The sequence below is a fragment of the Rhodoferax sp. genome (assembly GCF_018063565.1).
Classification (GTDB): Bacteria; Pseudomonadota; Gammaproteobacteria; order Burkholderiales; family Burkholderiaceae_C; genus Rhodoferax.
In genome coordinates this window covers 1-24,524 of sequence record NZ_JAGPBB010000047.1, presented here as the reverse complement: position 1 = coordinate 24,524, position 24,524 = coordinate 1, and the positions used below count along the sequence as shown (strand labels likewise).

16 protein-coding genes and 1 pseudogene are annotated in these 24,524 nt (G+C 57.7%); 7 read left to right on the top strand and 10 right to left on the bottom strand.

Annotated features, from left to right (window positions below):
* Nucleotides 1-31: 31 nt before the first annotated feature.
* The 4 genes and pseudogenes from KBF66_RS12000 to KBF66_RS11985 all read left to right on the top strand — a co-directional run.
* A pseudogene (locus tag KBF66_RS12000) lies at nt 32-256 on the top strand (carbohydrate ABC transporter permease); the annotation flags it as partial.
* On the top strand, nt 253-1,140 hold the full coding sequence (locus KBF66_RS11995; protein ID WP_296656789.1) for an endonuclease/exonuclease/phosphatase family protein: 888 nt from the start codon (nt 253-255) through the stop codon (nt 1,138-1,140). The pseudogene KBF66_RS12000 and the gene KBF66_RS11995, both read left to right, overlap by 4 nt.
* Before the next feature lie 167 nt (nt 1,141-1,307).
* Nucleotides 1,308-3,194 (top strand): alkaline phosphatase PhoX, encoded by a 1,887-nt coding sequence (locus KBF66_RS11990; RefSeq protein ID WP_296656787.1) that lies wholly within the window; start codon nt 1,308-1,310, stop codon nt 3,192-3,194.
* 108 nt (nt 3,195-3,302) lie between these two features.
* Entirely contained in the window at nt 3,303-5,342 is a 2,040-nt protein-coding gene (locus KBF66_RS11985; RefSeq protein WP_296656785.1) for a hypothetical protein, read from the top strand.
* A gap of 31 nt (nt 5,343-5,373) precedes the next feature.
* Here KBF66_RS11985 and KBF66_RS11980 read toward each other — a convergent pair whose 3' ends face one another.
* The 3 genes from KBF66_RS11980 to KBF66_RS11970 form a co-directional block, all read right to left on the bottom strand.
* Nucleotides 5,374-7,410: a hypothetical protein gene (locus KBF66_RS11980; RefSeq protein ID WP_296656781.1), complete on the bottom strand. Its 2,037-nt coding sequence runs from the start codon at nt 7,408-7,410 to the stop codon at nt 5,374-5,376.
* A gap of 141 nt (nt 7,411-7,551) precedes the next feature.
* Nucleotides 7,552-9,465 (bottom strand): alkaline phosphatase PhoX, encoded by a 1,914-nt coding sequence (locus tag KBF66_RS11975; RefSeq protein ID WP_296656779.1) that lies wholly within the window; start codon nt 9,463-9,465, stop codon nt 7,552-7,554.
* A gap of 63 nt (nt 9,466-9,528) precedes the next feature.
* Nucleotides 9,529-11,229, bottom strand: coding sequence for an alkaline phosphatase D family protein (locus KBF66_RS11970; RefSeq protein WP_296656776.1), 1,701 nt, complete (start codon nt 11,227-11,229; stop codon nt 9,529-9,531).
* 160 nt (nt 11,230-11,389) lie between these two features.
* Here KBF66_RS11970 and KBF66_RS11965 point away from each other — a divergent pair, with 160 nt between their 5' ends.
* Nucleotides 11,390-13,255, top strand: coding sequence for a 5'-nucleotidase C-terminal domain-containing protein (locus KBF66_RS11965; RefSeq protein ID WP_296656774.1), 1,866 nt, complete (start codon nt 11,390-11,392; stop codon nt 13,253-13,255).
* A gap of 358 nt (nt 13,256-13,613) precedes the next feature.
* On the opposite strand, the gene KBF66_RS11960 is transcribed toward KBF66_RS11965, so the two are convergent.
* From KBF66_RS11960 to KBF66_RS11950, 3 genes are all read right to left on the bottom strand, one after another.
* Nucleotides 13,614-15,626 carry a bifunctional 2',3'-cyclic-nucleotide 2'-phosphodiesterase/3'-nucleotidase gene (locus tag KBF66_RS11960; protein ID WP_296656772.1) on the bottom strand — a complete coding sequence of 671 codons (2,013 nt, stop codon included), beginning with the start codon at nt 15,624-15,626 and terminating at the stop codon, nt 13,614-13,616.
* A gap of 349 nt (nt 15,627-15,975) precedes the next feature.
* Nucleotides 15,976-18,300 carry an esterase-like activity of phytase family protein gene (locus KBF66_RS11955; protein ID WP_296656770.1) on the bottom strand — a complete coding sequence of 775 codons (2,325 nt, stop codon included), beginning with the start codon at nt 18,298-18,300 and terminating at the stop codon, nt 15,976-15,978.
* A 156-nt stretch (nt 18,301-18,456) separates the two neighbouring features.
* Nucleotides 18,457-19,068, bottom strand: a complete 612-nt coding sequence (locus tag KBF66_RS11950) for a hypothetical protein (protein WP_296656768.1) — start codon at nt 19,066-19,068, stop codon at nt 18,457-18,459.
* Nucleotides 19,069-19,234: 166 nt separating this feature from the next.
* Here KBF66_RS11950 and KBF66_RS11945 point away from each other — a divergent pair, with 166 nt between their 5' ends.
* On the top strand, nt 19,235-20,191 hold the full coding sequence (locus KBF66_RS11945) for an alpha/beta hydrolase (RefSeq protein ID WP_296656766.1): 957 nt from the start codon (nt 19,235-19,237) through the stop codon (nt 20,189-20,191).
* Between the two features lie 7 nt (nt 20,192-20,198).
* Here the strand turns inward: KBF66_RS11945 and glgC are convergent, their stop codons facing one another.
* Nucleotides 20,199-21,506, bottom strand: coding sequence for a glucose-1-phosphate adenylyltransferase (glgC, locus tag KBF66_RS11940; protein ID WP_296656764.1), 1,308 nt, complete (start codon nt 21,504-21,506; stop codon nt 20,199-20,201).
* Nucleotides 21,507-22,044: 538 nt separating this feature from the next.
* Between glgC and sixA the strand changes: the two genes are divergently transcribed.
* Nucleotides 22,045-22,506: a phosphohistidine phosphatase SixA gene (sixA, locus tag KBF66_RS11935; protein ID WP_296656762.1), complete on the top strand. Its 462-nt coding sequence runs from the start codon at nt 22,045-22,047 to the stop codon at nt 22,504-22,506.
* Nucleotides 22,507-22,562: 56 nt separating this feature from the next.
* Here sixA and KBF66_RS11930 read toward each other — a convergent pair whose 3' ends face one another.
* The 3 genes from KBF66_RS11930 to KBF66_RS11920 form a co-directional block, all read right to left on the bottom strand.
* On the bottom strand, nt 22,563-23,426 hold the full coding sequence (locus KBF66_RS11930) for a UDP-2,3-diacylglucosamine diphosphatase (RefSeq protein WP_296656757.1): 864 nt from the start codon (nt 23,424-23,426) through the stop codon (nt 22,563-22,565).
* Nucleotides 23,426-24,274, bottom strand: a complete 849-nt coding sequence (locus tag KBF66_RS11925; RefSeq protein WP_296656756.1) for a GNAT family N-acyltransferase — start codon at nt 24,272-24,274, stop codon at nt 23,426-23,428. The genes KBF66_RS11930 and KBF66_RS11925 overlap by 1 nt, the downstream gene beginning before the upstream one ends.
* A 28-nt stretch (nt 24,275-24,302) precedes the next feature.
* Nucleotides 24,303-24,524: hypothetical protein (locus KBF66_RS11920; protein WP_296656753.1), on the bottom strand; the 222-nt coding region annotated here is incomplete at its 5' end.

The window sequence follows — 24,524 nt, the reverse complement described above, 5'->3', positions numbered from 1 at the left end:
CTTTGTCCAGGCTATTCTTGCTTGACCCCTAAGCTTTAACTGGAATAATGTCCGGTGACGGCTGATCGTGACCAACGGCCAACAGGCGCGCCCGCTCGCGGTGGGCTTGCAGGTTTTTTCTGCCACCGACCAGGGCATCGACTGGTCCATCATCATCACCGCTGCCATGCTGATGAGCGGTGCGCCTCTGTTGCTGGCGTTCCTGCTGTTTCAGCGCCAGTTTGTTGAAAGCTTTATGCGAGCCGGCATCAAATGAAACTGATCACCTGGAATACCCAATGGTGCTGTGGCACCGACGGCGTCGTCAGCCCCGAGCGCATCGTGGTCGAAGCGCGCGCCATGGCCGATTTTGACGTCCTGTGCCTGCAGGAGATCTCGCAGGGATTTGACGGCCTGCCAGGCGAACCTGGTGACCAGCCCGCGCAGTTACAAGCCCTGTTGCCAGGCTATCAGGTGTTTTTCGGCGCTGCGGTGGACGGATTTGGCACTCGAGGGCAGCGACAGCGTTTTGGCAACCTGATCGCGACCCGACTGCCTGTGGTCAACGTGCAACATTACCCCTTGCCATGGCCGGCTGACCCGTCCGTACCCAGCATGGCGCGGATGTGCAGCAGCGTCACCATTGTTGACCCTGTGCTGGGCACATTGCGGGTGATGACGACGCATCTGGAGTATTACTCAGCCGGGCAACGCATGGCGCAAACATGTGCCTTGCGCGAACTGCAGGCACAGGCATGCACCTTGGCATTGCAGCCACCGAAACCCGAGAATGAAACCACGCCTTTTAGGTGCGTTCCACACACCACGCAGGCCCTGCTATGCGGTGACTTCAATTTCGAGCCAGGTGCCCCGGAGTACGCTGCGATTCAGGAGCCTTTTTGGGCTACAGCGCAATCGGAACATGTGGTTGCTGCTATTGAGAATGGATCCTATCGTTGGCACGATGCGTGGAGGGTGTGTCACAACTTGATGCCGCATGCACCCACATTCCGGCTCTACGACCGACTGTACGGTCCACAGCCGATCACCTGTGACTATGTCTGGATCAGCGACGCCTTGGCAGCGCGCAGGTCAACTCTGAGCGTCAACGCAGACAGTCGTGCCTCTGACCACCAGCCACTGCTTCTGGAATTGACCTGACAACGCAGGCTCCGGTTTCATGCCACTGTGGGCAATGGCGCTGTCGCGGGACAAACAGCCAATGGACCATGGGCGATGATGAGTTCGGCCGGATGGCAGACGCGCCATTGTCAAAAAATTGACACATGACAACGAAATAATGCGCCGTTCTATCCTCAGGAGTGTTTATGTTTTTCTCTCGTCAAGCTTATTTTTCCTTGAGCGCCGCGGCGACTGCCACCGCGCTGATGTTGGGTGGCTGTGCCACCGGCGGCGGTGCCGGTACGGCTGCCGTGAAGCGTGTTGATTTCACCGAAACCGCTGCGCCTGTGGCGACCGAAATCGACAAAATGAGCAAGACCTACACAGACTCGTCGGTCAAGGTGACTTACGTGGACGGCAGCGTCAAGACGTATCCCTTGAGCTACAACACCTTGTTCTCGTTGAAAGATGCCACCAGCGAAGTCGGCGGCAAGATGCACCCGGCCGGTCAGCTCTACAACTACAAGATGGAACCCCTGATGGACCCCAAGGGCAAACCTCTGGTGGCCGAGACCCCTGATGCCAATAGCCTGCTGCAAGTGGGCGACAAGCTGTTCATGGTGACGCACCTTGAATACGACTGGTTGTTGTCGGATGGCTCGGTGGGTACCAAGGTGAAAGACTGGCATGCCCGCGCGCCCATGGGCATGCTGTTGTCTGAGCTCAAGCAGAATGACTCTGGCCAGATGAGTCTGCTCAAACAGCGCCCGATCGATTTTTCTGCCGTGGGCGGCTTGTGGATTCCGTGCTTTGGCTCACAAACCCCCTGGAACACCCATCTGGGGTCTGAAGAAGATTACGACCTGCAGTTCAACCCGCTGACCAAGGATCACACCAAGACCTCCGCCGGTCTGCAAGCCATGACCGACCTGTATTTCAAGGGCGAAAAGCTGGCTAACCGCTACCACTACGGCTATTTGAACGAAGTGGCGGTCAAGCCCGATGGCAGCACCCAGGTCACCAAGCACTACGCCATGGGCCGTGGCACTTGGGAAATGGGCAAGATCATGCCCGACAGCAAAACGGTGTACTTTGGTGACGACGGAACCCACGGTCTGATGGCCATGTTTGTTGCCGACCAGCCGGGCAAGCTCGACGCTGGCACCATCTACGCCGCCAAGTGGGAGCAAACCTCTGACAAAGACGGTGGCCGCGCCAACCTCAAGTGGGTCAAGCTGGGCCACGGCAACAGCACCGAGATCAAGGCGCTGGCTGACAGCAGTACTTTCTACAAGATTTTCTCGGCTGTGCAACCCAAAAACGGCGCCTGCGAAGCCGGTTACACCCGGGTGCGCAGCGGCTCCACCGCTGACGAGTGCCTGAAAGTTAACCCAGGCCAGGAAAAGGCGGCTGCCTTCCTCGAAACCCGCCGCATGGCCGCCTTGATGGGTGCCACCACCGAGTTCACCAAAATGGAAGGCGTGGCCGTCAACGACAAAGACAAGCGCCTGTACATGGCCATTTCGTCCATTCGCGACAGCATGACCAGCATGACCGGCGAGCCGGTTGATCACATTCGCCTGGCCAAAAACAGCGCTGGCGCGACCTATAGCCTGGACATGAAGGGCGGCCAGATGGACGCCAAGGGCGCGGCCATTTCGTCTAACTATGTGGCGGTGAACATGTATGTGGAGTCCGCATTGCTGGGTGAGCCGCTCAAAGCGCCGGATGCCAAGGGCAACACCGCCGCTGAGGGCAAAGTTGCCAACACCGACAACGTGTTTTTCTCGGAAAAGATGCGCACGCTGTTCATTGGCGAAGACTCGGGGGAGCACGTCAACAATTACCTGTGGGCCTACAACGTTGACACCAAAAAACTCACCCGCATCCTGAGCTCAGCCGCAGGTGCTGAAAACACGGGTCTGCAGGTGCTGGACAACCTGAACGGTCACGCCTACATCATGGCCAACAACCAGCATTGGGGTGACCTGCCGTCATCAGTGCCGGCCGACCTGAAGGCGGCGCTGTCGGCCAAGATTGACAAGTTCAACGCGCCGGTGGGTTACCTGGGTGGCATGCCTGCCATACGCTAAGCGTTAACAGCTACCAGCCCAAAGGGCTAGTCTTTTCAGAGGCTAGCCCTTTTTCTATATGGGGAGGGAGCTCCTTAATTTGAAGTATTCAAGCAAGAGGATAAGACGGTGAAACAATCAAACAGTAAGCCGCTGGTCTGGCCAATTCTGGGTGTCGCCAGCGCAGCAGTGGTGCTAACCGCATGCGTGACTGCCTTGCCAGGTGCCAAAGGCAACACAGGCGGCTCGGCGCACGCTTTGGTGGGCGACTTTTTCAATCCGGCGCAATTCGACAATCCGTATTCGCACATTCCGGCGCAGTGCTACATCGAAACCTCGCACGGTGCGCAAAACGCCTGCCAGTTCTGCCACACCAACGGCGTTTACGAGCTGGGCCTGGGCAACAACCTGCCACAGGCGGGGGCTGAGCCCCGCCTGGGCAATCTGCAACTTGAATACAGCTTTGCGCCGCACCGGCCCTTTGAGCCACTCTCAGTGGTCAACCCCTGGGAAAACACCCTGAAGCCAGAAAAACTGTTGGCCGCCGTGCGGGCGCTGGGGCAAGACCCACATGCTTGGGGAGCCTCCGAGGTGGCCAGCTATGTGCGCCAGGACAACTGGAGCGCCGCTTTTTCCCAGCGCCCGGGCAGCGCCAAAGACTGGGACAGTGCGGTCAACCATCCGATGCGATTGTTTCCCGGCCTGGCTCCGGCTGACCTGCCCGCGCAGGCTGACGGCTTTGTGCGCAGCCCGCAGGCCTCGCGCGGTTATTTCAAGGACGATGCCGGTTGGCTGACCGGCTGGCGAGCGGTCAATTTCATGCCTTACGGCATCTTCACGCCCATGACCGGCAGTGTCTCGGGCATTTACATTCGCCTGCCGCAAGCCTTTATGCGTGATGCCAGCGGGCAGTTCAACCTGGGGGTGTACCAGCGCAACTTGGACCTGCTGGAGCGCGCTATTCAGGACCGCTTGACCCCGGCAGACGGGCAACGGTTCACTGGCCAAGCTCACAAGGTACCGCTACGCCGTGGTGAATATCCGGTCGGCACCGAATTTGCCCACCCACTTCACTATGTCGACGTGGCTGCTGACGGTAGCCGCCCCGACATCAGCCGATTTCCGGGCACCCGCGCGCAGCGCGTGAAGGAAATTCGCTACATGATGAAATGGAAGGACTTTCACCATGCAGACTTCCGCCCCGGTGAGAAAGAAGAAGGTTTGCCCGTCTATGGCCATGCCACCCAGGGCTGGGTAGACAACGGGGTCGGCTGGTACCTGGCAGGCTATATTGAAGACGCACTCGGCAGCTTGCGCCCACAAACCCCGCAGGAGTTAACCCAGTGTATTGGCTGCCACAGTGGCGTCGTGCGCACGGAACAGTCCCCAAGCTTCACCTCGGGGACTGGAAACACGGTGGACAGCACTTGGGCCATGGCCCGCAAGTGGCCAGGTTCAGCTGGCTGGAGAGAGATGGACTATCTCGGCTATCAGGCTGTTGCCAATACCAGCGCTCAGGCCACCCCAGGGCAGGCCAAAATGGGCGACCCATTCAATCGGGGCGAAGGCAAGGGCGAATTGCGTTACTTTCTGGACAACGTGGTGGGTGCCAGTCTGTATGGTGACATGCCGGCTGCCATTGAGCGGTATCTGGCGCAAACCATCCGCACGCAGCGCGGCTACTCAGCGGATTGGCCCACCATCAATACCCGCAGCCCACAAGCGTTTACCGAGTCGCAAACGCTGCGCCAGCGCCTGATGCGCGACCTGACGGCGCGTGGCGAGCATCTGAATGCGCATGGCCGGGTGCGCGGTGCCCTGTTGTACCCGCCAATGACTGATGCACTGGCCGGAGCATCGCGCTACCGTCAGGTGGTGGTGAGCCAGCGATATCACCTGGGCAAGGACGTGTTTCCCACGACTCCGGTCAACTTCACCTACCTGCGCGACAGCCTGAACTCCTTTACACACCTGGACGGGCAAACCTATCACCAAGGCGAAGTCATCACCGACCGCTCGGTGCACCGCAGCAACCCGGCGGCTGACATTTATTTGGTGGGCAACGTGCCTACTCTGATCGACGAGAAAAGCGACTTTGCACAGGGTGGCACCTACAACCCCAGGTATGTGCCGCTGTTAAGCACGCCACTAAGGTTTGAGAACAAATGAAAAGCCGTGCAAGGCGCCACCAAGCCAGAGCCTAGGGTTTGAGCAATGGTACATAGTTGCGCAAAAAAGTGCCCCCCTGCAAAAACGGCAAAGCCTCATCGATCAGTGTTGGCTCGGTGCCCATGCCATACGCAAAGTCACCCACGGTGTTGTTGATGGGTCGATCAGTGATGACTTCGCCCAGCTTGTAAGCTGAGCCGTCCTGGTGGGTGTAGGTAACATCCGCTGTGCGAAAGTAGCGCAGTGTGAACGGCGTCTCGGGGAACACGTCCTTGCCATAGTCGTAGCGTTGCGTGACCACCACCTGACGATAGCGCGATGCACCGGCCAGTGCATTGAGGCGAGTCGGCAAAAACAGCTCGGGCCGAATCGTGCCAGCCTCATTCAGATGCGCGCCGCGTGCGGTAAATGCTCGCATCAAACTCAGCCGCTGCGCCTGCACGGCTTTTATCCCAGCCGCATCATGCTGCGCCACGGCAGATTTCAGTTCCGGCCAGTCAGCTTCGTACCCCCGGGCGCGGGTTATTTGGCTGGCCAAATACCCCTCCACCGTATCGGGCATGTCGCCATACAGCGATGCACCCACCACATAGTCCAGGAAAACACGGAATTCGCCCCTGTTGAGCTGGCGATTGACCGGTTCTGCCACCGTCAGATCTCCTGGGGTTGCAGCCTCACCTGCCTGCAGGTTGGCCCGGTAACCCAGGTAATTCATCTCTTGCCAGCCCGCGTCGCCGGCGAACTTGCGTCCCATGGCCCAGGTGGAATCGATGGTGTTGCCCACCCCTGAGGTGTAGGTGGCATGTTGACCCACGTCCGACTGACGCACATTGCCCGAGTGGCAACCGACACACTGGGTCAGTTCTGAGGGCGTTTGTGGCCGCAAGTCGCCGTTGGCGTTCTCTATCCAGCCGCCCAAAATCCATCCCACTCCGTTTTCTATCCAGCCCTGGTCGCGGCTGGCGTAAACCGGCGCGCCTTCGTCCTTGAGAGACATGCCAAATTCATCAGGGTACCAGTCCTGGGATTTGACCATCCAGCGAATCTCTTTCACCCTCCGCGCACGACTGCCGGGGTACGAACTGACGCTGCTGTTTTGCCCGTCAGCAGCAACGTCCACATAGTGCAGAGGATGGGCGAACTCTGTTCCGATCGGGTATTGACCCCGGACAATCTGCACCGATGATGCCGCACCGCTGTAACGGGTTTCACCGGTCAGTCGGTCCTGAATGTTGCGCTCCACCCGGTCCAGGTTGGCCTTGTAGGCGCCCAGGTCAAACTCACCAGCCGAGTTCTTCATAAAGGTGTCAGGCAAACGGATGTAAATGCCAGAGACGCTGCCGGCCAGGGGCGTAAAGATGCCGTAGGGCATGAAGTTGACCGAACGCCAGCCCGTATTCCAGCCCAGCCCGTCGTTAAAGTAGCCACGCTGCTCCACCGTGCTGCGCAAAAAACCATCCGTTTTGGCCGGCAGATCGTCTGGGGACAAAGCCGGGAACAAGCGCCAGGGTGAGTTGACTTTTGTATCCCAATCCTTCACCGAGCCCGGGCGCTGGGCAAACGCCGCGCGCCAGTTGTCCTGGCGAATATAACTTTGCATGTCCCAAGTGCCAGGCTTATGGCCCGCTGCTTCAACAGCCGCGCGCAATATCCCGGGTTGCAAGGTGTTGACCCAGGGCATGATGCTTGAATTGACCACGTAGGGGTAACGCAACACGCCAAACGCATAACTTGCCTGCAGGTTGCCAACATTCGGGTTGCCGCCGGCCATCGGATTGTTATTGCCCAGCTTCAGATCTGAAACCCCATCGGTGTGGCAGAACAAACAGGCATTTTGTGCACCGTGGCTGGTTTCGATGTAACACTGTGCCGGGATATGTGCGTGCGGGTTGGCGAAGGTACCCCGGTCGATGGTGTCGCCGATCAGTGCGACATTGGCCACCGCAGCGGGTACAACAGGCGCACTCGCTGTGCCACCACTGCCGCCGCCACAAGCGACAAAAAAGAAGGGCAGGCTGCACACCATGGTGCCCGCGGGAAGCAGCCAGGAACTGAAAATGTGATTCATGTTTTCGAACGATCAGGGCGGGTCACCAAGACCCTGTGAAAGTCGACCCGCCTTTTTGTTGGCGAGACGGCTTTCACAGCACAGGGTGGCCCGAGCAGCCACCCTGGAAACAAGAAAGTGCGGCTCTTGCCGCACGGTTTTTTACCTGACCGCTGGCATGCCACCGATGTAACCCACATCGGCTTGCAGGTAATAGTTCAGGGTGCCATATTTGTTTGCGCCATACAGCTCTTGCGCCTTGGCTTTCAGACTTGTGGTCAGTGCCGCCGGCTGGCTGCTCAGCCAGTCGCCTTGATGCTGGTTATTGCTCATGATGTAGGCATAACCGTTCATATCCTCCGCGACTTGCAGGCCGGTGGACTCGGCCCCGGCAGCAACGCTCAAAACCCGGCTGAGCTTTTTGGTATCAACGTTGTAGGCCCAGACAAAGTTGTTGACGTGTGTGCCAGAGTCTTCACCAATGAACAGGGTACGCAGCTTCTCCGAGAAGAACACGTTGTCGGTGTTGGCGGTATAGGCCGGATCGGCAGTGTTGCCTTTGGCGTCTGCGGTGATCGGACGACCCAGCAGCTTGTCTTCGATGTGGCCTTTGGTCGGCACGTAGTCGGAGGCAATAGCGCCACCGGCTGTGTCTTTGACGGCACTTGCCATGTCAAATGTCATCGTGGCACCAGCATTGTTGCCTTTAACCTTGATATGGTCGACCGGCCCGCCGTCATTTGCGAGCATCGAGCCCTGGATATAGCTCAAAGCGTAGTACATCTTCTTGTCAGCGTGGTTGATGGCCACACCCTCGCCTTTGGTGAATTCGGTGGTTGCACCCAAGTAGGCAGCGTAGCGACGTGTTTCGAGGTATGCCGCTGCCTTTTCCATGCCGGGCTTGAGTTTGAGCCAGATGGTCTCGGCCGAGCCAGCGCGGGTAGGCACAAAGCCGTCTTTGGCGGTCAGCGAGGTTTCGAAAATGTCGCCAATCGTTAGACCGCTGTCAACCAGCGCCTTGACTTCGTCGTATGTGGCACTGCCGAGTTTGATCCATGTGATGTTGGCCGTCGTGTCGGCATTGCTACCGTCTGCCGAGGTTTGGGTCCATTTGGCCGCATAAATGCTGCCGCCGGCCTTGGGGTCGTTGGCCTTGTTACCCACAAACATGAACATGCCGGAATAAGAGCCATCGTCACCAAAAAAGGCGGTCTTGCCGTCCTTGGCGTAGATGGCCATTTCCCAGGTTCCGCGACCCATTTCATAGTGCTTGGTGACGCCGTAGGTCCCATCTTCCTTGACCGCCACTTCGGTGGCGTAACCATAGTGGTAAGGATTGGCCGTTTTGGTGTTCTTGAAATACACCTCGGTCATGGCCTTCAGTCCGGCCGTCGTGGTGGTGTAGGCCTTTTCACCGGGCACATAGTAAAGGTCATAGTCCTCTTCGCCCCCGAGGTGAGTGTTCCAGGGCGTTTGTGAACCAAAGCAGAAGATCCAGCCGCCGTTCACGCTGGAGAAGTCCACTGGTTTTTGACTTTTGACACTGAGCTTGCCGTCACTGCCCTGGGAAATCTCTGACAGACTCATGCTCATGGGCATGCGGCTGTACCAGTTGGCCACCTTGTAAGCTTGTTGGCCATTGGCCAGAATGTTGTCGTACTCCCAATGATTGACCAGGAACAGTTTGCTGCCCACCTTCAACAGGCTGTTGGAGTCGGCCGTTTCTGCCACCACCGGGTCGCCGTTGGGGTCAATGATGGGACTCATATTGACGTCAAACAGTTGCGCTGCGGCGTACTTGGTGCTGCCCACCGTGCTGATTGCATCGGTGTTCTTGAACAGGCTGGTGTAGCTCAGTGGATATTCTTTGCTGGTGCCATCCGAGTACTTAAAAATCGCCTTGGACGACGATTGTGTCTTCAACATATCCGCATCGCTGCTGGGCACTGGCGTATCGGTAAACTCGACCGAAGTCAAGCTTGCCGGGTCGTCATTGCCGCCGCAAGCGGCGAGCGTCATGCCGACAGCAATGCTCAAGGCTGACAATTTAAGGACAATCAAAGGCGTGGTTTTCATGAAAATGGCTCCTGAAGTTGAAAAATAACAATGTCGGGATGATGGCTGGCTCGCGTGACAACCCTATGACGGCGAGTAAGCAAGCGTTGCGCTGGCATCCACGGTGTAGCTGCGCGACTTGACGGTACTGACGAAATGCCAAGTACCCTTGGCTTCGGATGCAGTGAACTGCATCAGCATGAAGCCCCTTCGATAGGTGTCGGCATATTTCAAGTCGTCCACAACCCCCAAGAAAATCGCCTTGGACTGGTCCGGCGTCAGTGTTGGCAGATATTCTTCAAAGCCCGGAGAACTCACACTTGTGGTCGCAAACTCGTAGCCTACGACCGTACCGTTCACCAACGTGAGCTGGCTTGCCCAGGCGTTGTGGGTGTCTCCCGCCAACACCACCAGTTTCTTGCCTAACTGTTTGGCTGTACCCAGCACAATTTCGCGCTCTACAGGGTAACCATCCCACGCATCCAGGTTGTAACCAAGTTGTGGGTTAATGGCAGGGTTCAGCAAGGCTTTCTGGGTCTCTGTTAGCAAGGCTGGCGCTTGAGCCGCAGTCGCTTTGGCGGTCAGGTAATCATTGATCGCCTTTTGGCCGGCTGCCACCGCATCGGCCCCGGCGTTGTCCGGATTGAGGGCGGTCAGCACACTCACCGGGAACTCCATTCGTGCCATCAATACCTGCTGCCCCAACACTTGCCAAGTTGCTTTTGAAGCAGCCAACTGTCCCTGCAGCCATGCCAGTTGTTCAGCACCCATCATGCTGCGCGTGGGTGAGGCCAATGTTGCCATGGCGGCACCGGCAGTCGCCGGATTGAGCAGATCGGTGAATGTGATTTGTTTGTCGCGACCAATCAGCCGTGTTTCCAGCATGTGCATGGCCACCAGACCGCCAAAATCAAAACTGCGGTAGATCTTGAGCAGATCTTTGGGATCTGGTGCGCGCACGGGCAGCCATTCATGCCAAGCTTGCACGGCGGCGGCACGACGATCGGTAAAGCGACCCTCCGAGCCCTCGGTGTGGTTTTCAGCCCCGTTGTCAAAACTGTCGTTGGCAGCCTCATGGTCATCCCAGACAGCGATCACCGGCATCGTGGCATGGAAAGTCTTGCTATCAGGGTCCGAGCGGTACTGGGCGTAGCGCTTGCGGTAATCGTCAAGTTTGATACATTCTGTGGCCGGTTGCGAGACCCGGCCCAGCGCAGCAGCATCGGCACTGGCATAGCCATCGGCCGCGTATTCATAGATAAAGTCGCCCAGATGCACGGCGTATTTGGCTGCCGACTTGGCTGCCTCGGCATAGACGTGAAAGTAACCCGCCGGATAGTTGGAGCACGTCAGCACCGCCAGCGCCAAACTGGTCGCACCAGCCGCAGGCAAGGTGCGGGTTTTACCGACCGGTGAGCTATGCTGGTCCCAGCGGAAGCGGAAGCAATAGTCCTTACCGGCACTCAGACCGCTGGCGTCGACTTTAACGGTGTGACCCGCCGCCGCAGTGGCACGGGCGTTGCCAGACACTATCAGCGAGGCAAATGCCGCATCACTTGCGACCTCCCAGGTCAACGCAACATCGTCGGACAAGCCCGCAAACTGCGCATGGGTCCACAAAATTACCCGGTCAGCCAACGGGTCGCCACTGGCCACTCCATAGTCAAAACGAGGTGGGTCAGGGTCGTCCGCGCCGCCGCAGCCAGACAGCACCATGCCAGTGCTGGTCGCAGCGGTCAATGCCGCCAGTTGAATGACAAAGTTGCGACGGGAAGGGGTCTGCATGCCAGATTCCTGAAAAGTGAAGTGAGGAGTCTGGTTGTAGACGCTGCATGTGACAGCGGCGTGAAACCGGCAATACACCTTGCAGGGCACTTGTGACACACGGGCGTCATATGGCCGAATTAGCGTCAGCGGCTGTTTTTAACTCGTTCAATTCACCACTATGAAACTCAACGTCATCTCCCGTGCCGCGAAGAGCGCCTGTTTCCTAATCTCTGTTGGTGTGCTGCTGAGCGCATGTGGTGGCGGTGACGATGACGCACCGACGTTCAAGCCGCTGGAACTCAATGTCGCCCACATCAACGACCACCATTCACAGCTCGATGCCTTTGCCAACACCGAACTCACGCTCGATGGCGTGGCGACGCAAGTTGAGCTGGGTGGTTTTGCCCGCCAGACCGCCATGTTCAAGTCGCTGGCCAGCCAGAAAAACCTGCTGAAAATTCACGCCGGTGACGCTCTTACCGGCACGCTGTACTACACCTTTTTTAAGGGTGCAGCGGATGCCATGATGATGAACACGGTCTGTTTTGACGCTTTTGCGCCAGGTAACCATGAGTTTGACGACAGCGATGCAGTATTCAAGGGTTTTATTGACGAACTTGGCAAATCGACGTGTAAAACACCAGTGATTTCAAGCAACATTACACCCAAGGCAGGCACACCGCTGGCGGGCAACGTGTTGAAACCTTACCTGATCCAGGAGGTGGATGGCGTGAAGGTGGGCCTGATCGGCATCACAGTGGCGGGCAAAACCGTCAATTCCTCTCGGCCACTCGACACCACCGTCTTCAGTGATGAGGCCACATCGGCACAGAAAACCATTGACGAACTCAAGGCACTGGGTGTGCGGCACATTGTGGCCATTACCCACCAGGGCTATGAGGCTGACAAGGCGCTGGCAGCCAAGCTGACCGACGTGGACGTGATCATTGGAGGCGACTCACACACCTTGCTGGGTAACGTGAGCCCACTTGGCCTGAGCGGTTCAGGCAGCTATCCGACGGTCACCAAAAACAAATCCGGTGAGACCGTCTGTATCGGCCAGGCCTGGGAGTACGCCAAAGCCACCGGCCTGATGAACGTCAAGTTCAACGAGGCCGGTGCAGTGGCGAGTTGCACCGGGCAATCCACACTGCTGATAGGCGACAGCTTCAAACGCAAGGACGCCGCTGGTGCCTGGCAAACCCTGGCCGAGGCTGACCGTACCACTCTGGTAGCCAAACTGGCTGCCAGCCAGCCAGCGGTCAAAGTGCTGACGCCTGATGCCGCGGCGCTGAGCGCCCTCAAAACCTATTCAGACCAGGTAAGCGCAGAAAAAGCCAAGCCCATCGGTGCAGCGAGCGAAGCCTTGTGTCTGGTCCGTGTGCCTGGTGAAAGCACCAACCGCAGTGCGGGTGTGGCCGGTTGCGAGGCTGCCAATACGCTGGCCAAAGGCAGCGACATCGCGCAGGTGGTGGCAGAAGCGTTCCTGTTTGCCGCCAAGCGGGCTGACTTTTCCTTGCAAAACGCGGGCGGCTTGCGGGTGCCGCTGGCTGCCGGCAGCTTGAACATGAATAACGCTTTCACCTTGCTGCCGTTCACCAACGTGCTGGTCGAACTTGAGATGACCGGCACCGAGGTTCTTGCCGCCATTGAGGACGGGGTGAACAATTTTGTCGCCAATCCGTCGGGGGGCACGGGTTCATATCCCTATGCCGCCGGACTGCGCTGGGACGTCGACATGAGCAAATCAAAGGGCCAGCGACTGACCCAAGTGCAAGTCCGCAACAAAACCACGGGTGCCTGGAGTGCCATTGACCCCTTGAAGACCTACGTGCTGGTAACCAACGACTTCATTGCCAGCGGCAAAGATGGCTACACCGCGCTGGGTACGGTGTATTCGAGTGGACGTTACGTCAACACCTACTTGCTGTACACGCAAAGTTTTGTGGACTATGTTCTGGCCAAAGGATCAATAACACGTCCCGCCCGAAGCGAGTACTCGAATCAGAAGGTCGTCACCACGGCGGGTGTCACCCTGCCCTGACATCGCACCCATGGGTTAGAGGCGATGGCCAGAGTTCCCCAGGCGATTGCACTGACCCGACCATGCCATGCAGATATTGATCAGGCAACCGAAACTTGATCCTGCAGGACATTTAGAAGCAAAATTAGGTTCTAGCGCAATATCAGTAACATTTTACTGCTATCAACTTTAGATCGCTGTTAGACCTGACCAGACCACCAATCTGGCCTATTTGCGTTAACTGAGGTCGGGGAGTCGACCTGGCAACCCACATCGCACTTCATAGGCCACTGCAGGGCAAACCACCTTCCGATCACCCAACGGGAAGAAGGCCCGCGCTGCCGGTCGGCAGTCGGGCCTCTTTTTTGATCAAACCGGTCTATTTGGACAGATCGATGGCGTACACGCCCTGCCCTTTGCCACTGCCATCATCCGCGCTGACGACGCTGATGTTGCTGAACCCGGCGGTCTGCGCCACTGCCAATTTGCCGCTGCCCGAGGTGAAGGTGACCGGGCCGGCCGTCGTGACCTTGGTAAAACGCCAGCTGCGTGCCGAACCATCGGTGGCAAGCGTCAGGTTCTTGCGGGCTTTGATGTAGTCAATCAGCACGTCACGGTTGGCATCGGGCGATGCGTAAATGGTGTTGGCAGCAGTCAGGCCAAACTGCGTGCCGCTGGTGGCGCGGTAGTTGTTGGTGGCAATGATGAACTCGGCCGTGGTGCTGATGGGTGCCCCCTTGTAGTTCAGGTTTTTGATGCGGCTACCCTTGGCTTGCGTCACATCAATTTCATAGCTCACGTCGGCCGAGGTGAACATGTCAAAGTTGTAGCCGGGGAAGGTGGACACCAGCGCCTGCGCCGTGGTCAGGGTGGAGTCGATCTGGTTGAACCGTTCGGCAGCCTTTTCCAGCCAGGTCTTGATGCCAGCGCCCGTGACCTTCACCGCGTACACCGTGTTGGGGTACAGGTACAGATCAGCAGCGTTGTTGATGGCAATCGCGCCCTGCTTCACGTCGGTGAAATCGGTGCCACCGGCAAAACCGCTCTTGAACGGCGCGCTGACCGACAGCACGGGCAGGTCTTTGTACTGCGGCATGTTGGCAGCCACATACCTGGCCACATAGTCGGCCTGTGCGGCGTTGACCACCTGGATGGCAGTCACATCACCAATGTCGGCAAAGTAGCTGGACAGCGCAAAGTCTGACTGGCCGATGGGTGTTTTCACGTAGGCAATGGCGGCCTCATGCTCGGTCTTGATCGCCGCTGCAATGGTTGGGTCCACTGCCACATAGGTTTTGGCCGCGGCATCGAGCAAGGCCTTGCGCACGCTGACGGCGGTTTTGCTGGTGTCGATGGCCCACTTGCCGTTTTTCACCACCAGGTTGTAGTTGATCACGCCGATGGCCTTGCCCCAGTAACTGGGCATGACAGCGGGCACGCCGTGGAAGGTGCCCTTCACCTTGTCTACACCGGTGGCGCTGCAGGCGGCCGTGGTGCAGGCTGCGTTGGGAAATTCGGCGTGTGAATGGCCCATCAAAATGCCATCAATGCCAGCCACTTTGGCCAGGTGGTAGTTGGCGTTTTCCATGGTTGCGGTGTAGGCACTGGTGTCCCAGCCGCCGTGTGAGGCGGCAATCACAATGTCGGCCCCTTCGGCACGCGCCATGGGCACATATTTGGTGGCGGCCTCGACCACGCCCTGCACATCGACCTTGCCATCAAGCCAGCGCTTGTCCCACAGCAGAATGGGCGGGGGCGCAAAGCCGATGATCGCCACCTTGACGGTGCTCTCAATGGTTTTGCCGTCCTTGTCTTTGGCGCTGACCTTCTTGCTGATGATGGTGTAGGGCTTGTACAGCGGCGCTCCGTCTTTTTTGCTGCTGACGTTGGCCAGCACGAGCGGGAAAGCCGGGCCGGTGCAGGTGGGTTGACTGGTCACAGCGGCCATGCCATCGACATTGAACTTGGTGCCGGTCACTTGCGACAGGAAAGGCAGGCCGTAATTGAACTCGTGGTTGCCCAGCGTGCCAGCATCAAAGCCAATGGTATCCATGGCCTTGTAGGTGGCCAGCTTCTGGCTGCAGGCCAGCGGGCTGACCAGTGCCTGGTAGTCGGCCAAGGCGCTGCCCTGAATGGTGTCGCCGTTGTCGATCAACAGGTTGTTGGGAAAGTCAACGCGGGCCTGCTTGATCAGCGTGGCGGTGCGCTCCAGGCCCACACTTTTGTCTTCGGCCAGCTTGAAGTAGTCGTAGCTGACCACGGTGGCGTGCAGGTCGGAGGTCTCCAAAACCGCCAACTGGGCGGTGGCTGATTCGGGCAGCGCGGCATCACCGTCTGATCCACCGCAGGCAGCCAGGCTGGCAATGAATGCGGCGGTAAGAGAACTCGTCATGAGCGACCGGGGTGGAAATCTGAATTTGGCAAAGGGAACCACAAGAACTCCTGATAGTAAAGGGCCAGCGCAATGTACGAGGCCAATGTGACAGTCAGGTGAAGCGCAGATTTTATGAACCACTTGCAAGGCAATCCAAACAAAGCCAAACGAGCCTTTAGCCCATGCTTCACTGTTAGCTCAACCCAGGGTCTGCTCGCGCCACCTCAGCATATTTATAAAGAAATGACCTGCAGCCCATACAGAATAAATGCCACTAGCTACGGATAAAGTAGCTCATAAAGTGATGACCGGGATTGAACAAGCGCAATGATCAGCACTGTGCCGTGCGCCTTGCGCCTGTCCAAGGTCAGTTGGCCAGTTTGCCCAGATTGAGCAGCTGCACCTCGCCACTGTTGTCATCGACCCCATCGTTGTCGTTGACGATCAGCACATTGCCATTGGCCAGGCGGGCTGCCCCTTCAATTTTCTCGGGCACCGAGCCGCCTGGGGCCTTCAGGTCACTGAGCAAATCACGCATCAGCGTCTTGGCCAGTGTGGCACCGTCGGCCACTCCGGTCAGGTCGATGCTGTACAGGCGCTTGATGCGCGCGTCTGGCCCGCCCTGGTTGTCGCGCTCGACCAGCATGAATTTGCCGCTGCCCAGCGCCGTGATGTCTGACAAACCCACCCAGCCGCCGTTGGGTGAGCTGACGGCATCGAGCGGGTAGAACATGAATTGCCAGGTTTTGGCCACCAGGTCATACACGCCGATGCGCGGCTTGGTCTCACCCTTCCAGGCGCGCTGGAACGCCACGACCAATTTACCGTCGGCTTCAGCCACCCCTTCAAAACCAAAGCGCACTTGTTTGCCATTGACCTCTGCGGGCAGTTGAACGATGTCCTCGATGACACCGCTGGCACCGAGCTTGAAGATCAGGTTGGCCGTCTTGACCGGGTAGGCGGCATCACCCACCGTGCCACTGCCCTCGGATGCCACCCAAAAACCGCCCGAGCTGGCCACCGAAATGCCCTCAGGGTCGAGGTTGACGCTGCCGTCGGCATTAACCATGGCTTTCAAGTCGGTATCGTCAAACGCGTCGGCACTGGCCGTATCGGGCAGCTTGGCTGCGAGCGCGGCAATCTGGCCGTTGGGGTCGGTGATGCGGATTTCTTTTTGCAACTTGGCGGGGGCGCTTGCGGTGTCGATCTCGAACACCCGGTTGGCACCAAAGAAGCTGTCATCCACCGCATAGACCAGCGAGCCAGTGGCAGCCGCTGCCAGACCAGACAACGCGGCCCACGGAATCGGTGTGCCATCAGCCCGGTTTACCGACTGAATGGTCGGGTAAGCAGCGGCAGCGGTCTGGTACTGGTAGATGCTCAGCGATGAGCGGCTGAGGATGGAGCGGTCGTCTGATTCACTGGCGGCAATCAGCAGGTTGCGAGACGGAATCGCCAGCACGCCCTCGGGGGCCAAACCAGCCGGGAGCACCTGTTTGTAGGCGGGTGCATTGGCTTTGCTCAGGTCATAGACCACCAACGCGCTGGAGCGCTCGGAGGCCACAAACAGGTAGTCGGTGCCGTCAAAGCGGCCAAACTCGGCGTTTTCCGGCTCATTGCCTTTGGCATCGGAGCGTTTGTCGTTGGTGTGGCCAATGCGGGCCATCAAGTGCTCGACCGAGTTGCCAGCCTCGTAGGCCACGCTGCCGTCGGTGTTGAACACGGTGAAACTGCGGCTGCCGCCGTTCAGATCACCCTCGTTGGCGGTGACAAACTGGGTCTTGGAGATCCAGGTTACACCATCGGGCTCACGCAGGCGGCCCACCTGCGATTGGGTCAACTCGATCAAATGCGGCTTCTGATCGACGGTATCAACCTGCGTCAGGTTCACGCTGCCGGCGCTGAAGTGCTTGGTGACCTTTCCGGTGGCGAGGTCCACCAGCGCAACATGGTTGTTCTCTTGTAACGTGACCGCTGCCACGTTGGCCTCGTTGATGTCCACATATTCCGGCTCAGGGTCGGTGGGGTACAGCATGCCTTCCAGTCCCGTCAGGCTGACAATACGGGTTTTCCAGGTGCTCGGTGCCCCTGCCACGTCGACAATCACCAGGCTGCCGGCGGGCAATTGCGGCAGGGCGCCTTTGTTGACAGCCTCGTCACGCTCGTTTTCGATCACCACCGCAATGTACTTGCCATCCTTGCTGACTGCCACCGAATCAGGCTGGCCGGGCAGCGTGATGCTGGCTACTGCCTTGCGCGTGGCAATTTCCACCACCACCAGCTTGCCCGAGACGGTGACAAAGTCGGTACGCGTGTTAACCGCCACCAGCGCCTGTGTGCCCAGCACCGTAACCGAAGTGGGCTCGCCACCCATGGCCAGCGCACCAAGTCCCTTGGGATTCTTGACATCGGAGATGTCAACAAAACCGACTTCACCCTTGGGGCTGTTGCTGTAAATCAGCGTCATGCCGTCGGTGCTGGCCGCCACAATTTCTGCGGCGGTGGTGTCAGCCGACTCACACGAGGCACCGACCTGGTTGCACACTGCAAAGGTCGACACCCGATTGAAGAACTTGCCCGGGTTGGGCTGCGAGACTTCTGGCACCACCACATCATCGTCGCTGCCACCACAGCCAATCAGACTGCTGCCAAGCAGCACACTCACGGCGATCGAAATCAGGCTTTTCTTCAAGGTCATCTCCACGGGTTAAAGGGGTGGAGTGTTGCGACCGTATGTTTCAGTATGATGAAAAACCGCATGGCAGCGGCATGTCATCGCAGCGATGTCAACCTGCGGACTGAGTGCGTGGCAACCGCGCCGAACATTGGCTCCGGTTGCCAACCCGTTTTAGTGTGAGCGTTGTGACGCTTCGATGGGGTCATAGCGCTGACCCCGCATCAACGCCAAAGGGGATTCCCAGTAGCAGGCAACGTTGTGAAAGGGGTCCAGCAAAATCTTGGTGGCCCAGGCCAGGCCCCAGCTTGGTCCACGCAAGAAGAAAAGGTGTACCGTGCGAAGCAATACACCCGTCGCACCCAGTGCCAACCACACCAGCCCGACATCATGGGCATACTCAGTAAAACCGTGCGCCGGTTCAATCAGGCCAAACAGGCTGGGCTCCAGCGCCAGTAGCAGCGGCATGGACACCCAGACCATCAACAGAACCGCTTTACGACGCATGTTGTAACCGGCCTTGATCGACTCCTTGTATTCGTCGGTGGCCTGATTGATTTCGTCGTAACCCCTTGGCTCAAAGAAAATGTGCCCCGATTGGCGGGTCACCATACCGACCAGCCAGCCGACCAGACCGGCTGCTGCCGGGTTGACAAACAGCAATACATAGGAGACCAGAAAACTGATGGCACTGATCAGATGCAACGTCTGGTTGATGCGGCACTGGTGGTAGTAACGGTGGTCGTCCCACTGCAAAGTTCGGACTTTCGCGATAAATTCCTGCATGAATAGACTCCGGGTTGGGCGTGGTTAACAAACCGGCGACTTGCCGGTGCCGTGAATTTAGGCGGGACACGTGTCAATTTGGTGACTTCGTCAGGTGTCAGTGACGTGACGAGCGGTGCCTCACGCCTTGATACCATGACGATCCCGCAAGATACCTACCCCCCTGATGGACCAAACACCCTGGACACCCGATCTGCTACCCAATTTTGAGCAGTCAACCCTGTCAGGACTGGGTGCGCCGGAGGGACTGGTTGACACGGTATTGGTGCGCAGGCGCTGTGCCAGTGCGTCAAGCCGGGCGGTTCTGTACATTCACGGTTACGTGGATTACTTTTTTCAGGTGCACCTGGCTGACTTTTACAACGCGGCTGGATTGAATTTTTACGCCTTGGACTTACGCCGCCATGGCCGTGCCATGCGCCCTCACCAGCACCCCAATTTCACCACGGACATTGATGAGTACTTGCAGGATGTTGATGCAGCCATTGCTGTATTGGGCAAATACGAGCTGATGGACTGGTTGCTGATCAACGGCCACTCGACCGGTGGACTGGTGGCAGCGCTGTATGCCCACCGCGGAAAAAATCGGTCAATGATCAACGCGGTCTTTTTGAACAGCCCTTTTCTGGATTTGAACCTGCCAACCTGGCAGAAGCGTTTTCTGGTCCTCATCTTGGCGGCAATCGGGAGATGGCTGCCACACCTGCGACTGCCCGAACTCTCGGAAATCTATGGGCAAAGCCTTCACCGTGAACACCATGGCCAGTGGGACTACAACAGAGAATGGAAACCGATTGCTGGCTTTCCGATCTACGCGGGATGGTTGCGTGCCATTTATCTGGCGCACACCGAGGTGGCCAAAGGCTTGGCTATCCCCTGCCCTGTCTTGGTGCTACATGCCGAACAAAGCACTTGGCCAAAACAATTTAACCCGATGGCCATGCGCAGCGACACCGTGCTGAATGTCGCAGACATTCACCGGCTGGCGCCCGGCCTGGGCAATCACGTTTGCGTCAAAGCGGTTCCTGACGGCATTCATGATCTGACGCTGTCAGGTGCAGCTCCCAGGCAGGCCATGTTTGAAGCATTGGGCCAATGGCTGCTGACCGTGTCTACCGTCTGATGCACTTTTACAGCAGGCTCAACTCTTGGCCCAGCATCACCCGTGTCACCAGGGTCACCCCGCCTTGCGTGACATGAAAGCGACGCGCATCTTCGACTGGGTCGAGCCCAATCATGGTGCCGTCAGGAATATTGCAGTTCTTGTCAATGATGCACCTCTTGAGCGTGCAGCCCATGCCGATCTGGACATTGGCCAGAATCATCGAGTCCTCGATCAAGGAGTTGCTGTGAAGACGAACATCCGCAAACAGCATTGAACGGCGAACCGTGGCGCCACTCACGATGCAGCCCCCCGCGACCATCGAGTCCAATGCAACGCCACATCTGTGGGGGTCATCGTGAACAAACTTGGCAGGTGGGCTCTGCGGCTGCCAGGTCCAGATCGGCCACTCGTTGTCATACAGGTTCAGATGTGGCGTGACCTGCACCAAATCCATGTTGGCCGCCCAATAGGCGTCAATGGTGTTGACATCACGCCAGTAGGCGGGTTTGTCCAGATCTCCAACGCGGCTGTCCTCAAAATCCTGAACGTATAGACGATGGTGCCGGGCGCAGTAGGGCAAAACATCGCGTCGCAGGTCGTGACCGGAGTTGGGGTCCTGCGCGTCACGCAACAGCTGCTCATACAGAAAGGCCGCATCAAAAACGTAAATACCCATGCCCACCAGGGCCGTTATCGCGTCTGCAGGTGATGCAGCTGCATCACCTTTGCAGGGGTCAAACGAAAGGACGCGCTGGTGTTCGTCCACCCTGACGGCACCATGACGTGCTGCCTCTGATGCAGGCACCCTGATACACGCCATGGTCACATCCGCTTGCCGCTCGACATGCTCGGCAAGCAGGCGGCCATAGTCCATGCGGTAGATGTGGTCCCCCGAAAGCACCAGTACATAGGCCGGTGCGGCCCGGCGAATTTCACGCAGGTTCTGGTAGACCGCGTCGGCACTGCCCTTGTACCACTGCGACTCGTGTACCTGCTGCTGCGCCGGCATGATCTCAATGAACTCGCCCAATCTGCCATCCAGAAAGCTCCAACCCAGTTGCAGGTGGCGGATCAGACTCTGTGCCCGGTACTGAGTGGCGACACCAACACGACGCACACCCGAGTTAACACAATTGGACAAGGCAAAGTCAATGATGCGGAATTTGCCGCCAAACGCAACTGCAGGCTTGGATCGCCAGTCGGTCAATTCATGCAGGCTGCTGGCTCGCTCACCTTCGAGCACCATCGCAAAGGTGTTGCGCGTCAGCTGACTGACAAAACGACGATCTGAGGAAGTCCGTCTGGGGGCATCTGGATCCTGAGCAGTTGTCATGTGTACAAACCCTTCTTTGACTCGGTTTTACGTCCACCATGTGACCTTGCGATGACACTCGTCGAGGCGACACTGACACATTCGAGTCACATGAAGCAACTAGCCTGTCGGGTTTTATGGACATGAATGATGCAAAGAATATTTGAAACAACCCAGATTTCTTCCAGTGGTCTGCGCTACCTGACCAAGGAAAGTGGCTCTCCCTATCAGAGCATCGGAGGGTCGGGCCACACTATGAGTTGTATCAAGTGTGGGAACCATCGATTGCGCAGCAATGGATCGTTCAGAAAGTACCCCACGGCGTTGATGTTTTTCTGTTTCGAATGCAAGCCCAAAACGACCTGATTCCGGCCTGATCCCACCGCAGGTGGCGCAGTCAGGTCTGTCTTAAAACTGTCACCTGTTCGCCTTAAGATGGTGCCCATGTTGGTGTCCGGGCGATCACCCCGGTCAAGAAAAGCGCCAGTGGTTGCGTCGTGGTGCCACCAACGCCAAACAAGCTGTAGATGGCTGCAAATTAACAGAATAGGCAACCGACATGGACCTGGTGATGTGGCGTCATGCCGAAGCACAAGAGTGGACACAGGAATGTAATGATCTGGCCAGACCGTTGACCGGTCGCGGTGAGAAGCAGGCGACACGTATGGCCGCCTGGCTGGACCGCCAGCTGCCTGACAACACCCGCATTTTTGTCAGCCCGGCTCTGCGATGTGAGCAAACCGCCAATGCCTTCGGCCGCAAGTTCAAAATTCGCCAGGAATTGGCACCTGGTGCGTCGGTTGCCCAGCTTCTTGAGTTGGTACAGTGGCCGGATGCCAAAGGCACCGTGCTTCTGGTCGGGCATCAACCGACGCTGGGGCAGACCATTGCCCACCTGATCGGATTAAACGCCAGTGAATGCTCGGTGAAGAAGGGCGCGGTCTGGTGGTTACGGAGCCGCCAGCGTGAGGAGTTGTCCCAAACCGTCGTGGTGACAGTCCAATCACCCGAAGTGCTCTAATTTGCTATATTTAATATATCTATCAATATAGACAGGCATTGCGCTTGAGCCACTTTTTATGTGATAACTGCGACCGAAACAGGTTTGTTAACCTGCTGCGCAACAGCTGGGGTGGGCCAGTACACCAGTTCAAGCTTGCCACTGACTGACTCAACCAGCGCGGTACAGCTTTCAACCCAGTCACCATCGTTGCAGTAGAGAATTCCGTTGATGGTGCGAATCTCTGCACGATGAATATGGCCACAGACCACACCATCGTGTCCACGACGCTGTGCCTCATTGGCGACCGCCTCTTCAAAGTCAGTGACATACATCACCGCTTTTTTGACCTTGTGTTTGAGATACGCGGAAAGTGACCAGTACGACAGCCCGAGTCGTGCGCGCCAATGGTTCAGGTGGCGATTCAGTCTGAGTGTCAGTTCATACAGGTTGTCGCCAAGGTAGGCCAGCCATTTGGCGACCCGGATCACGCCGTCGAAACGATCCCCATGCGTAACCCACAAGCTTCGTCCGTCGGCCGTCAAGTGAACGGCATCGTCCACCACCTCAATGCCACCAAACTGATGGCCAAAGTAACGCCGTGCAAACTCGTCATGATTGCCCGGGATATAGATGATGCGACAACCCTTGCGTGCCCGGCGCAACAACTTCTGCACCACATCGTTGTGCAGTTCAGGCCAGAACCATCGCCTGCGCAACTGCCAGCCATCCACAATATCCCCGACCAGGTAAAGGTAGTCACTCGGGTGGTGCTTGATGAAATCCAGCAACGCACCCGCCTGAAAACCAGGCGTGCCCAGGTGCAGATCTGAGATAAAAATGGCCCGATGGTGGACGGTTGCTGTGACATCGATGTCATCACCATCGACCTGCTCCCCGTCGCTGCTCATGGCCCCTAACGCGTTAAAACTGGCTCGCATCATGCCCCGAGAAAGTGCTTGCGGTAACGCGCTGGCAAATCGTTGATGCGCATCAACATGGGCAGGTCTGCGGTATTGAAGTCGGGGTCCCAGGCCGGTGCGCCAAGGATCTTGGCACCCAAACGCAGGTAACCCTTGATCAGCGCTGGAGGTTCCACATTCAGATTGCCATCCAGTTGCTCAACTGGTAAAGGCAGACGTGGCCGGACCTGGTGCTCGATGGGTGCCAGATGGGTCATCTTGAGCTGCCTCCAGATACTCGCTGCGACGTCGCCGCTGGCAATACCGTTGTGCAACATCGGAATGCTGGCGCAGCCAATCATGGTGTCGAGTTTGTTTCGCACCATAAATTCGGCCAGCGCACCCCAAAGTGCCATGATCACGCCGCCAGTTCGGTAGTCGGGGTGTACACAACTGCGGCCCAGTTCAACCATTCGCTCGCGCAGGCCGCGCAAACGGGTCAAATCAAACTCCAGGTCGCTGTAGGTGCTGCCGACGCGACCCGCCTGCACAGGGGTCAGGAGTCGGTAGGTGCCCACAACTTCAGAAGTGACCTGATCACAAACCATCAGGTGTTCACAATAATTGTCAAAGAGGTCAATGTCGTGACCTGGCAGACTGGTACTCAGTCGAGCACCCATCTCATTGGCAAATACGCGATACCTCAGGCGTTGAACCGCCCGGACTTCATCCTGATGCCGAGCCCACGACACCACCAGAGGACCACGCTCCAGCGGTAAGGTTGCTGCCGGCCGGGTGTCTTGATGAAATTCAGCGGATCGGTGAAGCAAGCTCCTGGGCAAAGCCAAGGGGGAAAGTGCAAACGTTGGATTGGGCAACTCTCTCATTTCTGACTCCTTTTTTTCATTGGGTGTCTTATGTTGGCTCGCCAAGATGACGCCTCAATGGCGTTTTGATGGCATTTTGGTGACACACAAAAAGACCTGTCATCACAGCTTCACAGTGCCCACGGAGCCTGTCAGAAATTTTGTGTGCAAGGCATAACAATCCACCAAAGGAGTTTTCATGCCTCGCAATGACAAGACAGCCGCGGCGAGCGGCAAAGCGGCCCTGCCGCAACTCACCAAGGAAATGCTC